Origin of the sequence: Streptomyces agglomeratus (assembly GCF_001746415.1) — a bacterium.
GTDB classification, from domain to species: domain Bacteria; phylum Actinomycetota; class Actinomycetes; order Streptomycetales; family Streptomycetaceae; genus Streptomyces; species Streptomyces agglomeratus.
The window spans coordinates 3,199,061-3,213,666 of record NZ_MEHJ01000001.1 but is presented as its reverse complement, the minus strand read 5'-3'; the positions used below and the strand labels follow the sequence as shown (position 1 = coordinate 3,213,666).

Genomic DNA, 14,606 nt, shown 5'->3' with positions numbered 1-14,606 from the left:
GTGATGGGTGCCATTCGAGCCGCGTACCGGCACGTCTTGCACCGCATCACTCAACACCCGGACACGGATGTCACCTACGAAGCGCAGTGCCTGAACTGTGCTTGGGAAGCGTCGCCCTCCGCGGACACGGCGGCGGTCGACGTGGAATGTATGAGCCACACAGCCCGGAGCAATCACCGGTCATTCCGCCGAGTCTGTACGTCGTTCGCCTTCGTCGTGCGCGACGAATCCCGCGAAGCATGGTGAGGCGCTTTTTCGGCCATATGGCTTGGCTGTCCTTCATTCTCTTGGTCGCCGCATCCTGCGGCGCGATCATCACCCTTGCCGCGACCGGCAAGCTTTAAGGGAGTAAGTAGCCATGTCTGTTCAGGAGTTACTGAACTTGGTTGCACCGCGAAGCGGTCAAGTGGACCCTGCTTCATGCGTTCAATGCGCATCACTGCGTAAGCAGGTGCGGAGGGCCACCCGTTCCGGAAATCGCACCGAGGCCATGAGAACCACGGAAGCGATGCGAGCGCACAAGAACTACGGCCACCCGGAAGAGACACGGCCGCTCCCTTCTGATCTTCCCAAAGACGCCCCCAGGTTGATCTAGGGGTGGACGTTTGGGATCAGCTCCCGCCCCGGTGGTGGAAACCCTGGACAGGTCGAGCGGCCGGGGCGGGTTGCACGACGGCGCGGAGACCGTTTCCCCGCAGCACGGCGAAGGGAATTGACACCATGACCCAACGGCCCGAATTCGAGTTCGTCACGGCGGCGGCATGCCGTGACGCCCGTGTGGACAACTGCCCTGAGGTGGCACTGAACGTGCCGGGAGTGGTGGCGTTGCGGGACAGCGAGCGACCCGACACCATCGTCACCATGACGTCCGCACAGTGGGCGAGGCTCACGGACGGCGTGAAGGCCGGAGAGTTCGACGTAATCGCCTAAGAGAGGTCCCGTGAAGACGTGCCCGCGCTGCGCTGCTGAGTGCCCTACAGACCCCGAGAACGGGTTGCCATGGTGCGCGCGGTGCGGGGCGTTCTTCGGCCTCTCTCTGCCAGCGTGCCGGGGCTTGTGGTGGTGGCGCAACGCTTCGACCCGAGCACCGGTCCTACGGCGAGAACACTGAACGGCAAGCCCAGTACCGCCCCTGTCGTTCACTGCCCCCGTGGTGGATGGCAGGGGCTTCCCTGTCTGGCTCCGAGCGGTTGCCAGTTTCCGGGCGTAAAAAATGAGGGGCACCCAGCCGCCGGCTGGGTGCCCTGAAATTCTGGTTGGTTCTCTGCTAGCTGGCGGCTGCCTTGAGGATCTGCACTGAAGCAGTCTCGGCGATTGCCAGTCCCGCGATCCGGTAGACCGACACATCCTTATCGAATTCCATGTGCTCCGACATGGCAACCCGGACTTCCGAGCGCGCGCCCATGTGAATTCGCGAGGGATCGGCCACAATCACGTGGCGAGCCGGAATATTCGCACTCACGTGGATAGGCAGGCCGAGGCCACGCACTGCCGCAGGATCGGTCACCGTGCCGGCAAGGTACGCCCCCGAAGTTCCGTTCTCGCGGGCCTTTCGCAACGCCTTGGCCTGATCCGGGGAAGCGAAGATAACACCCGGAGTCGCACCCGCCGCCTCAATAGCGGCGTAGGCATCGTGCACGTCGTCCCAGCGGTTTGCGGTAGCCCCAGCGGGAAGGTTCGTGGTCGCGCCAAGGCTGATAAGCCCCTTGAAGACCCTGTTCCCGTGCCCTGGAATGCATCGAAGTCCACCTTGAGGCAACGTTCTTCACCATGACGGACCCGATCAACTCCCTCATGGGGAAGGCCGCTCGCCTTGTAAAGGTCGGCATACTTGATCGGCTCAAAAGCGAGAGGGCCGAAGGTGGCCGAGTTCTCTGGAATCGCCGCACCCTCCGCAACAACGGTGGAGGAACCAGAACCCGTCAGGTTCGGCAGCATGAAGCTGCCGCCGTCGAATGGATGCACATTGATCGAGGCTCGCAGAAGAACGGACGCCGCGCGCAGGTGGTCAACGTATTCACTGGCGACCTTATCGGGGACGGCGTAACCACCGGTGCCCGGAGCGTTTTCCGCAACCAGAGTTCGATATTCCTCACCGGAGGGAAGAAGACTGCGCCACGAATCATCTTCTCGGCTGTCCTGCTGCCGGACAGTAAACAACCCCTTCTGCTTCGAGGTGATAGAGCGAACTTCAGTCTCGCGGTCACCGTCGGCCATCTCATCCCGCGCGTCTTGTACCAGCGCGTGAATCTGCGACTCGATAATCTGGAATCGCTGCCGCCGTTCCGGGATGGAAAGGCTCACATTACCGGCGAGATCTCGCAGCTCATTAACAAGCTCGGCACGCTGCGCGAGCAGGCCACGAGCGGAGTCAAAGCGGTAAGAGCCAGTCTTTTCGCGAAGACTCTTCTCAAGATTGCGGACCTCGTGATTCGCAGATATGCGATCTACCTGTGCGCGAAGTTCACCGCCAACGTTCGACCGATCTCCCTCAAATACAGTCCGAAGCGCATCGCGCCCTTCGGGCGTGCTTGCCTTAGCCTGGTTAATAACCGACAGGACACTCTCTCGCTTATCGCCAGCATTCTTGATGATGAATGCAACCTCATTGGCCGCCAGTCCGTCAGTGCGGCTCTCGGCAGCATCAAACACCTTGCACAGTTCGGGCTTCACTTTTTCTCCTCTGAGCATGGGCACAAAAAAGTCGCCCACCTCGGCTAAGTCGGAGGGCGACTCGATTGGTTGATTGGGTGGCTATGCTGCGGCGTTGAGCCGCCGAGCTTCAGCACGGGTGACATAAGCAGCCTGCGTGCGGCCCTGTCGGGCCAAACGTCGACAGGACGCGTCGCAATACAGCAGCGGTCTACCGGGGCCGTACGGCCGTTCCTAAGTGCGCTCGCAGACGTAGCAAGTAAGAGTTACGGGTTTCATCAGTTATCCCTCGGAGCGCTCAAAGAAGAGCGCGACTTCCTGGCAGGACAGGGCATGGATTGACCCATGGACCAGGAAGCCGCGCTCTCGGGCGCAGCACTACCACCGCCCTGATCTTCGGCGGCACGCACCTGGCCGCCGCCTTCCGCCGCCGCAGGCGGCTGTCGGCAGGCGCGACCTCGGCGGCGGGAGTGCTGTTCCTGGGGTTCGCGGCGAAGCTGTCGCTCAGCGGCGTCTGAGCGTCCGACCGCTCCGGGCCGTCCGTACGGGCAGGCGTCGCGGTGCGCGGCAGGTAGTTCTCCGGGCGGACGAGGGGAGTTCACCCGGGGGTCGTGCTGGGTTCCTAACGTGTCGCGGACCCGCAACCTGTCAGCGGGGCGGAAAGACCTTGGAGCATCATGACGAAGGCCCGCAACCGATGGCCGAGACCACGCGACGGTGAGAACCCCACCGGGGCGCCGGACGGCAACGGGATCAACGGGATCAGCCCCACCGGACTGGACGAGTGCCTGCGCGCGTGCGCCGTGCACAGCGGCAAGCTCGTCGCCGGACTCGACCGCCGTCGCAACGAACTCGCCGAGACGCTGCGGCAGTTGCTCGTCACGCAGGCCATGGCGGTGGAACCGGCCCCCGCGCCGGCCGCCTCCGGTGCCACGGCCCTGATCCGGCGGGCCGCCAAAGCCCCGGCGGGCGCCGCCGACGCGCTGGGCGGAGAGCTGCTCGACGCACTGCTGGCGGTCGGCAGCAAGGCCCTGGAGTGCGATTACGACGACGAGCTGAGGCTGGCCCTGCTCATCAGCGACACCGTGCTGACCGGGCGCAGGAACTCCCGGGCCGGCTGGCGGCTGCGCGCCCGCACACTGGAGGCCATCGGCGACGAGGCCGCCACCGTCGAGGCGTACGAGCGCTACCTCGCGCTGACCGACGACGACGGCTTCGGAGTGGCGCCCAGGATCGCCGGGATGCGGGAGGGCGGGCGGCGGCAGCACGAGCTGCTGCGGCTGCTGGAGCGCCAGTGCCCGGGGGCAGCGGCGTACACCGCCGGACACCCCACCGACATCTGGGCCGAGGGCCTCGCACTGCACGCGCGCGGCAGCCGGGAGCAGGCAGAACCGCGCCTGATCGGCGCGCTGCTCGCGATGGAGCGCGGCGGCAGCCCGGTGCAGGACATCCAGGCGGCGGTGAGCCAGTACCTCGAACTGCGGGTCGCGGCGAACGGCGGCGAGGCCGCGGAGCTGCGCGAGCTGATCACGCTCTACGCCGAGCAGCGCAGGAACCGGATGCGCGGACCGGTCGCCGACCCCACCTTCGGCGGCGTCGACTGGATCACCCTCGGCGAGTTCCGCAACCAGATCGCGGGCAAGTCCATCTGCCTGATAGCCAACTCCCAGCGCGTCGGGCGCGGCACGCTGGGAGCGGAGATCGACGCGTACGACCTCGTCGTCCGCTTCAACTCGTACAAGATCGACGCGGTCGCCACCGGCAGCCGCACCGACATCCACGCCACCATCCACAAGCACGGCTTCAACTGGGACCGGCCGGTCATGACCCGCCTCGTCTTCGGCGGTGTCTCCGGCGACTGGAAGCACTCGCTGCGCAACCGGCTCGTGCCGGGCGCCCAGAAGTACCTCGGCGACGAGTCGCTGCGCTGGCCGCTGCGCAACATCGGCAGGGTCGGCACGGAGGTGTGGTCGTCCATCCCCACCAGCGGCTTCAACATGCTCTGGCTGCTGGACTTCCTCGACGTCAGCCCGACGCTCGACCTCATCGGCTTCGACTTCTACGAGAGCGGCGCCTACCGCCTCCAGGAGGCGATGCGGATGCCCATCACCTCCGTGCACGAATACACCAGCGAAAAGGCGTGGGTCATGGAACGCGCCCAGAGCGTCAGTGACATGAGGATCTCCCTGCGATGACATCCACCACCACGGCGACGGCCCCGGCCGCCGGCCCCGCCAACGCGCTCACCGGCAAGCGCCGCATCGCCTTCGCCAGCTTCGTCGACGAGAACTACCTGCCCGGCTTCCTCGCCCTGCTGCGCAGTCTCGCCCTGTCCAATCCGGGCGTGTGCGAGGACTTCATCGTCCTGCACGACGACCTGAAGCCCTCCTCCGTGGCCCGCATCCGGGCGCTGCACCCGCGCGTCGAGCTGCGGCGCGTCGACGCCGCGCGCTACGACGCGTACGCGAAGGGCGACCAGGACAACTACCTGGTCCGCAAGGCGTACTTCATCCTCGACGTCTTCCGCATCCGCGACTACGACACCGTGATCACCCTGGACACCGACATGGTGGTCCTCGGCGACCTCGGCGAGCTGCTGAAACTGCGCGAGGGGCTCGCGGCCGTACCGCAGTTCTTCTACGGGCAGCACAAGCTCAACAGTGGTCTGCTCGTCATCCAGCGCGAATACCTGAGCGACGAGTTCTGCGCGCGGATCGACGCCACCGGACGCAGCGGCGCGTACGAACTCGACAAGCACGACCAGGGCATCCTCAACGCCGTGCTCGACGGGGACTTCGTCCAGCTCGACGCCCGCTACAACTTCGTCAAGCGGCGGCTGTCCGGCGACCTGCCCGTACCGGACGACACGGCGATCCTGCACTTCACGGGGCGGCACAAGCCCTGGCAGGGCGGTGAGGCGGGGTACGGGAAGGCGGAGGAGCGCTGGCGCGAGTTCGAGTTGTCCGACGCGCAGTTCCACGCCGCCTTCCTGGCGCAGTCCAAGGGCGCGCACCACGACCTGCTCGTGCACTTCGGCACCCCGCACGTCCGGCGCACCGGGGACGTGGAGAGCGCCCGCAAGGTCGCCGCGGCCCACATCGCGGCGGGGGAGTACCAGGAAGCGGTGGACCTGCTCGGGAGCGTACGCATCCCGCTGGACTCCGCCTGGCCGCACGAGGTCCTGGGCCACGCGCTGATGAGCGTGTCGCGCTACGACGAGGCCAGGGCGCAGCTGCTGCTCGCGACGGCCGCCCCGAACCGGGCCGCCACCGCCTTCGGCAGGCTCGCCCAGATCGCCTGGGTCCACGGCGACGACGAGGCGGCGCAGCGGTACGCGCTGGACGGGCTGCGGGTCGACCCGACCCACCGGGCGAACCGGCTGATGCGCCTGCGTACGGAGAACCCGCCGGCCCAGGAGGAGGGCGTCGCCGAAGAGCAGCTCGCGCACGTCGCCTTCTACATGGAGCGGCAGGGCAACGCGGGGGACAAGCTGCTGCCGGAGACCGTGCGGCTGACCTTCGACGCCGACACCGGTCCCCGGAAGTGGCACTCCGTCCACGCGCACCGGCTCTTCGACGAGGCGGCCCTGGAGCGCGTCAACGCCCGGCGGGGCCTGGTCATCGGCGGCGGCGGACTGTTCATCCCGGACACCGCGCCGAACGGCAACAGCGCCTGGCAGTGGAACGTCCCCGACGCGCTGCTGAACCGCGTCGACGTACCCGTCATGGTGTACGCCGTCGGGTTCAACGCCTTCGACGGCCAGTCCTACCGGGCCGGGCGCTTCAACACCGCCCTGCGCGCCCTCGTCGAGCGCGCGTCCTTCTTCGGGCTCCGCAACCACGGCTCGATCGAGAAGGTACGGTCGCTGCTCCCCGCCGAGCTGCACGACAAGGTGCGCTTCCAGCCCTGCCCGACGACCGTCACCCGCCGGCTGGTGGACGGCTGGACCGACCCGCGGCACCGTGAGAACACCGTGCTGGTCAACGCGGCGTACGACCGGGCGGGTCTGCGCTTCGGGCACGACTACGGTCACTTCCTCGCCGAGATGGCGAAGGCCGTGCGGGCGCTCGGCGCGCACGCCGAGGTGAAGTGCGTGGCGCACTCGCTGGACGACGAGAAGATCGCGTTCGATCTGCGGCGCGAGCACGGGGTGTCGCTGCCGGTCATCCCGATGTACGACTTCGACAACGACGCGATCAGGGACACGTACGCCCGCACCAAGCTGGTGATCGGGATGCGCGGCCACGCGGGGATGATCCCGTTCGGCTGCGGCACGCCGATCATCAGCCTGATCTCGCACCCGAAGATGGCGTACTTCCTGGCCGACATCGACCGGCCCGAGTGGGGTATCTCGGTCCACGACAAGAACCTCGGGGCGGTGCTCACCGAGCGCGCGCTGGGGCTGCTGGACGACCACGCGGCGTCGGTGGCTGACGTGCACGGCCGTCAGCAGGAGCTGTGGAAGGTCACCGAGGCGAACGCGGCCGACCTGCGGGTGATCCTGGGCCGCCCGGCCGGCTGACCCCGGACAACCCGGACACCTGTACGTCCGGACCCGTACGTACGAGAGGAGGGCGGGCCACTGATCAGCGGTGGCCCGCCCTCACCGTCGTACGAGACCCGCCGTCACCTCGGCGCGGCCTTCTTGAGCGCGGTCCTCTTGAGGGACCGGGCCCTGCGGACCACGCGCCGCAGCGTCGCGTTGCGCGGGATGAAGGCGAACTGCTGCGGGATCGCGCCCGGCAGGGCGAGCGTGGTCAGCCGGCGGCGCTTGAAGTAACGCCAGGTGCGGCCGTTCAGATGCCGCGTCAGGAAGCGTTCGGCCGCTGGGCGCAGGTCGGAGCGGATCTGCGGCTGCATGGCGAAGCCGACCGCCTGGAGGAGGCCCGCGAGGTCGTCCGGTTCCGCCGCCGTGCCGTCCCGCGCCAGGTCCGGGACCAGCGCGTCGACGATCGTGACGGGTACGCGGTTGCTGTTCTGGTACGGCGAGAGGCGTTCCAGCAGCACGTCGGTCCCGGTGCGGGCCACCGGGATGCCGTAGAACGTGCTCGCCGTCATCAGCGCCGTCGAGAAGCACCCGACCACCAGCGCGGGACGGAACCGCTGGTACAGCACTTCGGCCAGCACGGGGCTGTCCAGGACGGTCAGTTCGACGCCCAGCTCCCGCGCCTCGCGCTCCAGCACGCGCGACCAGCGGGCCGGGGCGGTGGGGTGGGGCTTGAAGATGATCCGCCGGTGGCCGCGCTCGACGGCGCCGCGCACCATTGCGACGTGCAGATTCTCCTCCTCCTCGGCGGTGAGGATGCCCAGCGCCGACAGGTACTGGCCGAGGAGGAGCGCCGAGTCGGCCGGGAGTGTCAACTCCGTCTCTGCGTCGGCGAGTTCGGTCAGGACCTTCAGGAACGCCTCGTTCGGTACGAGCTCCGGCGGTACGTCGAACTCCCCGAGCAGCAGCGGCGTCAGCCCCGGCACGAGGTCCAGGTGCAGCAGACGCCGTACGCGCGTACCGACCAGCGGGTCGAGCTTGTTGCGGGTCGGGCCGTAGCTCATCAGCCCGTCGGCGTACACCTCGACGGGCGCGTCCGTGAACAGCTGGGTGAGCGCCAGCGCGGGATTGACCTGGATGGATTCGACGACCAGTTCCACCGTGTCGTCACCGAGGCCCCACAGCAGCCGCAGGTGGCGTTCCCACAGCGGGATGTCGTCCACGCGCGGTGCCCAGGCGCCCGGGTGGAAGGGCGCGACGGTCTCGTTCCAGGACAGTACGCCGTCGAAACGGTCCCGCAGCCGCTCGAAGCCCGGCATCTCGTCCAGGGCGGGCGTCGTCTCGGGCGTCGTCGCGTTGTTGCTGACGAGGAGCAGGCGGCGGCCGGCCGGCGCGAAGCAGTCGCTGTCGATCGCGGCGGCGAGCGTGGCCGCGCCGTACAGCGTGGAGGCGAAGAAGATCTGCGTGGTGGGCATCAGGCAGCGACCCCCGGCGCGGCGGACGCGGCGGCGGGCCGGCGGCGCAGCCGCCGCAGCCGTACCGCACGCTCCGTGTCCATGGAATCCAGCGCGTCCCGGAGAAAGTCCTGCGGCATCCGCCTGAGCGCCGCCGTACTCATCGTCCGCAATTTCCGGGCCACGGCCGGTTCGAACCTTTCGATGCTTCCCAGGTGATGGGAAATGATGGCGCAGTACGTGCGCACCGCTTTCGGCAGCAGCCGGTCCGCGTCCGGGTCCTTCGCCGTTTCTTCGACGACCTGGTCGAAAGCGCGGATGAAATCGAGCTGCCGTACGTCACCGATCTGCGTCAGCGAGGACGAGACGCCCCGCCGGTAGAAGACGCCCAGCGTGCCGAGCGCCGCGAAGCTCTCGGCCTCCCGGTGCAGCCGCCAGATCCAGGGCCGGTCCTCGGCCGTGCGCAGTCCGTCGGTGAAGTGCAGCAGCCCCCGGTCGACGAGCCTGCGGTGGTACATGCCGGCCCACGCGAACGCGTAGTCGACGGAGGTGGAGCGGCTGGCCGGCAGGATCGCGTCGCGCGGCGACATGACGACGCCGCGCCTTCCGTGCGGGACGCGGTGCACCGTCCGCGTACGCCCGGTGCACTGCACATGGTCCGTACGCACGAAGTCGCAGCCCAGGTCCTCCATGGCGGCGAGCAGGCGCGCGTAGTGACCGGGGGCCAGCCAGTCGTCGCCGTCCAGGAAGGTCAGGTACTCGCCGCGCGCCGCGTCGATACCGGTGTTGCGGGCGGTGGCCAGGCCGCCGTTGGTCTCGTGTCTGACCAGGGCCGCCCCCGGAAGGTCGTGCTCGGCGCGCTGGAGGATCTCCGGCGTTCCGTCCGTCGAACAGTCGTCGACGAGGATGAATTCGAAGTCGTCCCGCGCGTTCGCGCGGAGACTTCGAAGGGTGTCTGGGGCGTATGTCTGCACGTTGAAGAACGGCACGACGACAGAGAGCTTGACCACCTCCGCGACGCTAGGGCGTGCCACGGCATTCGTTGCGACCCCCGGAAAGATGCCGGGTGAACGAAGAATGGCGGAATGGTTAACCTGCCTGCTTTCCGGGCGCCGACGCCGATCGTCGATGTGCTGTTAACCGTTTGTTGCGGCTGAGTTGGGCCGTCAATCGGAATGGCTCCCTAGTTTCGTCGATGTGCCAGCAAGTACCAGCAAAACCCTGCGGATCGCCGTGATCGCCGATTCCGATACGCGATGGAAATGGGGCGCCCTCACTGCCCGCCGTATCGCGCCGGAAGCCCGGATCGACGGTTTCCTGCTGCGCGGCCGGGCCACCCCCACACCCCGCCAGCTCGCCGAGGTCGGCGTGCCGGTGGACGGTGTGCGCGAGGTGACCGCCGCCGAGTTCATCGGGGAGATCGAGCACGAGCCGTACGACGTCGTCCTGCTCGCCCTCGTGGGCGGCGCCGTACAGGCGATGCTGCACGGCCTCGCGCCGCTGTGGCGCACCACCGAGCGCCGGCCCGTCATCGGCACCGGTTACGTCGGCGTCGTCTACGAGAAGCTGGCCGACGGGCTGCTGCTGCGCCACGGCGCCGACATCGTCATCGCCAACTCCCGCCACGACGCGGAACGCTTCCGCGCGGTGTACGAGGGGGTGGGCGCCGACGCCTCGGCCGTGACGGAGGCCGCGCTGCCGTTCCTCGGCGGCGACGGCTACACCGGCACGGACACCCGTACCGTCGTGTTCGCCGCCCAGCCCTCCGTCCCGCAGTCCCGCGCCGACCGCGCCTACCTGCTGCGCCGCCTCGTCCAGCACGCCCGGCTGCACCCCGGCCGCGAGGTGCTGCTCAAGCTCCGCAGCAAGCCGGGCGAGCACACCACGCACATCGAGGAACTGCCCTACCAGAAGCTCGCGGCCCGCATCGAGGGCGGCCCGCCGCCCAACTTCCGGCTCGTGTACGGGCACATGGGCGAGGTCCTGGACCGTACCGACCTCCTCGTGACGGTCAGTTCGACCGCCGCCCTGGAGTCCCTGCACCGCCGCATCCCGACCGCCGTCCTCACCGACCTGGGCGTGCGCGAGGTCCTCGGCAACCACCACTTCCTCGGCTCCGGCTGCCTCGCCTCCTGGGACCAGCTCGACGCGGGGCACCGGCCGCCGGCCGACGAGGAGTGGCTGGCGCGTCAGGGAGTGGCGGCCGACGGCTCGTACGACACCGCCTTCGACGCCGTGCGCAAGCGCGTCACCGCACTCCTGGGGCGCCCCGGCCTCCCGCCGGTCGCCCCCTACTACACCTCCGCCACCGCGCCGGGCTACCTCCCCGGCATCCTCGCCCGCCACCGCCTCGACGGCACGCGGACAACCACCGACGTCACCGGCGTACGCCGCGTCCTGCGCGACGCCGTACGGGAGGCGGCGCGCGGGGCCTACCGCCACGGGGTGCAGCGCGTGGCACCCGTCATCCGCCGCATGGGAGAACTATGAGCAGCCGGCCGCAGCAGACCGATGGTGTACGACGGCGCGTCCTCGCCGTGATCCCCGCCCGCGGCGGGTCCAAGGGCGTACCGGCGAAGAACCTCGCCCCCGTCGCGGGTGTGCCGCTTGTGGCACGCGCCGTCCGGGCGTGCCTGGGGGCCGGCCGTGTCACGCACGTCGTGGTCTCGACGGACGACCCCGCCATCGCGGCGGCGGCGCGGGGCGCGGGCGCCGAAGTGGTGCAGCGCCCGGCCGGTATCGCGGGCGACACGGCGACCAGCGAGGCGGCCGTACTGCACGCCATGGACGCCCACGAGGCGACGCACGGCGCGCCGGTGGACGTGGTGCTGCTGGTGCAGTGCACGAGCCCGTTCCTGACCAGCGAGGACGTCGACGGCGTCTGCGCGGCGGTCGTCGAGGACGGCGCGGACACGGCCCACACGGTGGCCCCGTTCCACGGCTTCGTCTGGCGCGAGGACGCCGCGGGGGCCGCCGCCGGGGTCAACCACGACAAGAGCTTCCGCCCCCGCCGCCAGGACCGTCCGCAGGATTTCCTGGAGACGGGCGCGGCGTACGCCATGGACGCCGCGGGGTTCCGCGGGGCCGGACACCGCTTCTTCGGGCGCACGGCGCTCGTCGTCACGGACCCGGCCCGTGTCCTGGAGATCGACGACCACCACGAGCTCGCCCGCGCCCGCGCGCTGGCGCCCCTCCTGGACTCCAGGGAGGCGGCGGGCGCCCTTCCGACCCGCGACGACGTCGACGCGGTCGTCATCGACTTCGACGGCACCCAGACCGACGACCGGGTGCTGATCGACTCCGAAGGACGCGAACTCGTCGCCGTGCACCGCGGTGACGGGCTCGGCATCGCGGCCCTGCGCAGGGCGGGGCTCAAGCTGCTGATCCTGTCCACGGAACAGAACGCGGTCGTCGCCGCACGGGCCCGCAAGCTGCGCATCCCCGTGCTCCACGGCGTCGACCGCAAGGACCTCGCCCTCAAGCAGTGGTGCGAGGAGCAGGGCGTCGCGCCCGAGCGGGTGCTCTACGCCGGCAACGACGTCAACGACCTGTCCTGCCTGGCCCTCGTGGGCTGGCCGGTGGCGGTCGCCAACGCCCACGACACCGTCCGTGGCGCCGCGCGTGCCGTCACGGCCGTCCCGGGCGGGGAGGGCGCGATCCGCGAGATCGCCACCTGGATCCTCGGCCCGTCCCTCACCCACACCACGAGCTCCGCGCCGAGTTCCACGCCCGACTCCACCCCGAGCCACATCCCCACCCTCACCCCCGCCCCGTAACTCACCTCCCCCGTAAGGAAAAGAACCACATGAGCACCAACTCGCGCCTCCGTACCCTCGGTTCCAAGACCGCGGGCCCCGGCCACCCCGTCTACGTGACCGGCGAGATCGGGATCAACCACAACGGCGACATCGAGAACGCCTTCGCGCTCATCGACGCCGCCGCCGACGCCGGCTGCGACGCGGTCAAGTTCCAGAAGCGCACCCCGGAGATCTGCACCCCGCGCGACCAGTGGGACATCGAGCGCGACACCCCGTGGGGCCGGATGACGTACATCGACTACCGCCACCGCGTGGAGTTCGGCGAGGACGAGTACCGCGCCATCGACGAGTACTGCAAGAAGCGCGGCATCGACTGGTTCGCCTCCCCGTGGGACACCGAGGCCGTCGCCTTCCTGGAGAAGTTCGACGTCCCGGCCCACAAGGTCGCCTCCGCGTCACTCACGGACGACGAGCTGCTGCGCTCGCTGCGCGCCACCGGCCGCACCGTCATCCTCTCCACCGGCATGTCGACGCCGCGCCAGATCCGCCACGCCGTGGAGGTGCTGGGCAGCGACAACATCCTGCTCTGCCACGCCACGTCGACGTACCCGGCGAAGGCCGAGGAGCTCAACCTGCGGGTGATCAACACCCTCCAGGCCGAGTACCCGAACGTCCCGATCGGCTACAGCGGCCACGAGACCGGCCTCCAGACGACGCTCGCCGCCGTCGCCCTCGGCGCCGCGTTCGTCGAGCGCCACATCACCCTCGACCGCGCCATGTGGGGCTCCGACCAGGCCGCTTCCGTCGAGCCCGGCGGCCTGACCCGCCTCGTCCGCGACATCCGCACCATCGAGGCGTCCCTCGGTGACGGCGTCAAGAAGGTGTACGAGTCCGAGCTCGGCCCGATGAAGAAGCTGCGCCGCGTCGCGGGCGTCGTCGCCGAGGGCGCCGACCGTGAGCCCGTCGCGGTCTGACGGACGAACGGTCCACATCGCCGTGAACGGCACCCCCGCCACCGACGCCTCCACTCTCGCCTTCGTCGAGAGCCCGGTCCAGCTCCTGAACGTCCTGGAGTGGGCCCACGCGACGGCAGGCACCGAGGCGGGCTCCGAGGCCCGGAACCGGCCGCACGACCTCACGGTCGTCGTCCTGTCGCCCACCGATCCCATGACCCGCGGCCAGCTGCGGCGCATGGCGGAACTCGCGCGCCACGAAGGCATGCGGGTGCGGTGGGAGGAGGCCCGGGGCGGGGCGGGGGCGCCGTTCCAGACCATCGGCGGGCTGGCGTCCGCCCTGCGCCGGGCGCGGCGGGTGGTGATCGGCGACCCGTTCTCGCGGTACGTACAGCTGCTGCTGACGATCACCCGCGCCCGTGAGCTGGTCGTCGTCGACGACGGCACGGCCACCATGGAGTTCATCGCCCAGCTCACCGGCGGCGAGCGGCTGGTGCGCTGGCACCGGCGCGGCGGCCGCCGGGGGCCGCGCGACCTCGTCTTCGGGCCGGTCTCGGCGGTCGCGCGCCGCCGCCTCACCCCGTCCCGCGCCCGCACGGTCGAGGTCTTCACCTCGATGCCCGTGGAGGAGGCCCCCGGGGTCACCGTCACGGCCAACGACTTCGGCTGGACGCGGGCCCGCTTCGGCCCGCCCCGCGTATCGCGCGGCGCCGACCTCGTCGGTACGTCGCTGGTGGAGACCGGCGTCGTGGACCCCGACCGGTACGTCGAGGCGGTCACCGCGCTGGCCCGCGCCCACGGGGCCACCCGCTACTTCGCCCACCGCCGCGAGAGCGCCGACAAGCTGCACCGGCTGGCCGTCGAGACGGGTCTGGAGATCGTCCGCCCCGACCTGCCGCTGGAGCTCATCGCCCGGCGCGGGCCCATCGGCCGGCTGATCCTGAGCTTCCCGTCGACGGTGGTCCACACGCTCCCGCTCGCCCTGGCCGGTACGGGCGTGCGGGTCGCCGTTTGCGACGTGGACCCGCTGTGGCTGAGGGACACGGCCTCACCCCGGGCCCAGGGTTTCCTGGCGGGCGTCACGACCACGGCGCGGGACGTCCAGCGACTGCCCGCGCTGGGCTGAATGTCTAGTTCGCCACATATGTGACCTTGCCCACGCGATCAAAGGCCCCCATCGCGGAAGGAGGGGGCCGGAGCCGGACCCGCCGGACGGGAAAAACGCCTGGTCGGCGCGGGCACGGGAGCGGCGGAGCTTACCCGCCCGGCAGTCGGTCCACACATCGCTCAGCGGCATTTCTTT

General features: G+C 69.6%; 11 protein-coding genes and 2 pseudogenes. 9 read left to right on the top strand and 4 right to left on the bottom strand.

Going from position 1 to position 14,606, the window contains the following annotated elements:
- Nucleotides 1–3 precede the first annotated feature (3 nt).
- Both AS594_RS48380 and AS594_RS13585 read left to right on the top strand, forming a co-directional pair.
- Nucleotides 4–246: a DUF7848 domain-containing protein gene (locus AS594_RS48380; protein WP_079144625.1), complete on the top strand. Its 243-nt coding sequence runs from the start codon at nt 4–6 to the stop codon at nt 244–246.
- 474 nt (nt 247–720) lie between these two features.
- A complete protein-coding gene (locus AS594_RS13585) occupies nt 721–930 on the top strand; it encodes a DUF397 domain-containing protein (RefSeq protein ID WP_069927291.1) in 210 nt (69 codons plus the stop codon).
- 337 nt (nt 931–1,267) lie between these two features.
- Here the strand turns inward: AS594_RS13585 and AS594_RS47250 are convergent, their stop codons facing one another.
- Entirely contained in the window at nt 1,268–1,759 is a 492-nt protein-coding gene (locus tag AS594_RS47250; RefSeq protein ID WP_079148210.1) for a phage major capsid protein, read from the bottom strand.
- A 107-nt stretch (nt 1,760–1,866) separates the two neighbouring features.
- Nucleotides 1,867–2,691 (bottom strand): annotated as a pseudogene (locus AS594_RS47915) (phage major capsid protein); the annotation flags it as partial.
- 344 nt (nt 2,692–3,035) lie between these two features.
- Here AS594_RS47915 and AS594_RS13575 point away from each other — a divergent pair.
- The 3 genes and pseudogenes from AS594_RS13575 to AS594_RS13565 all read left to right on the top strand — a co-directional run.
- Nucleotides 3,036–3,170, top strand: a pseudogene (locus AS594_RS13575) (leucine efflux protein LeuE); the annotation flags it as partial.
- Nucleotides 3,171–3,329: 159 nt separating this feature from the next.
- A complete protein-coding gene (locus tag AS594_RS13570) occupies nt 3,330–4,847 on the top strand; it encodes a hypothetical protein (RefSeq protein ID WP_167368018.1) in 1,518 nt (505 codons plus the stop codon).
- Entirely contained in the window at nt 4,844–7,174 is a 2,331-nt protein-coding gene (locus tag AS594_RS13565) for a glycosyltransferase (RefSeq protein ID WP_069927288.1), read from the top strand. Before AS594_RS13570 ends, AS594_RS13565 begins: the two co-directional genes overlap by 4 nt.
- Before the next feature lie 104 nt (nt 7,175–7,278).
- Here AS594_RS13565 and AS594_RS13560 read toward each other — a convergent pair whose 3' ends face one another.
- Entirely contained in the window at nt 7,279–8,613 is a 1,335-nt protein-coding gene (locus AS594_RS13560; RefSeq protein ID WP_069927287.1) for an alpha-2,8-polysialyltransferase family protein, read from the bottom strand.
- Nucleotides 8,613–9,602, bottom strand: coding sequence for a glycosyltransferase family 2 protein (locus AS594_RS13555; protein ID WP_069927286.1), 990 nt, complete (start codon nt 9,600–9,602; stop codon nt 8,613–8,615). The genes AS594_RS13560 and AS594_RS13555 overlap by 1 nt, the downstream gene beginning before the upstream one ends.
- 187 nt (nt 9,603–9,789) lie before the next feature.
- Here AS594_RS13555 and AS594_RS13550 point away from each other — a divergent pair, with 187 nt between their 5' ends.
- The 4 genes from AS594_RS13550 to AS594_RS13535 are packed head-to-tail and all read left to right on the top strand — an operon-like array spanning nt 9,790 to nt 14,429.
- Nucleotides 9,790–11,082: a DUF6716 putative glycosyltransferase gene (locus AS594_RS13550; protein ID WP_079144629.1), complete on the top strand. Its 1,293-nt coding sequence runs from the start codon at nt 9,790–9,792 to the stop codon at nt 11,080–11,082.
- A complete protein-coding gene (locus tag AS594_RS13545; RefSeq protein WP_069927284.1) occupies nt 11,079–12,368 on the top strand; it encodes an acylneuraminate cytidylyltransferase in 1,290 nt (429 codons plus the stop codon). The genes AS594_RS13550 and AS594_RS13545 overlap by 4 nt, the downstream gene beginning before the upstream one ends.
- A 29-nt stretch (nt 12,369–12,397) precedes the next feature.
- Nucleotides 12,398–13,324, top strand: a complete 927-nt coding sequence (locus tag AS594_RS13540) for an N-acetylneuraminate synthase family protein (RefSeq protein WP_069927283.1) — start codon at nt 12,398–12,400, stop codon at nt 13,322–13,324.
- A 22-nt stretch (nt 13,325–13,346) separates the two neighbouring features.
- Entirely contained in the window at nt 13,347–14,429 is a 1,083-nt protein-coding gene (locus AS594_RS13535) for a hypothetical protein (RefSeq protein ID WP_107357935.1), read from the top strand.
- The last annotated feature ends 177 nt before the right edge of the window (nt 14,430–14,606 follow it).

Coding starts and splice junctions, on each gene's coding strand:
- AS594_RS48380 (WP_079144625.1), top strand. CDS start 4: ATGGGTGCCATTCGAGCCGCGTACCGGCACGTCTTGCACCGCATCACT.
- AS594_RS13585 (WP_069927291.1), top strand. CDS start 721: ATGACCCAACGGCCCGAATTCGAGTTCGTCACGGCGGCGGCATGCCGT.
- AS594_RS13570 (WP_167368018.1), top strand. CDS start 3,330: ATGACGAAGGCCCGCAACCGATGGCCGAGACCACGCGACGGTGAGAAC.
- AS594_RS13565 (WP_069927288.1), top strand. CDS start 4,844: ATGACATCCACCACCACGGCGACGGCCCCGGCCGCCGGCCCCGCCAAC.
- AS594_RS13560 (WP_069927287.1), bottom strand. CDS start 8,613: ATGCCCACCACGCAGATCTTCTTCGCCTCCACGCTGTACGGCGCGGCC.
- AS594_RS13545 (WP_069927284.1), top strand. CDS start 11,079: ATGAGCAGCCGGCCGCAGCAGACCGATGGTGTACGACGGCGCGTCCTC.
- AS594_RS13540 (WP_069927283.1), top strand. CDS start 12,398: ATGAGCACCAACTCGCGCCTCCGTACCCTCGGTTCCAAGACCGCGGGC.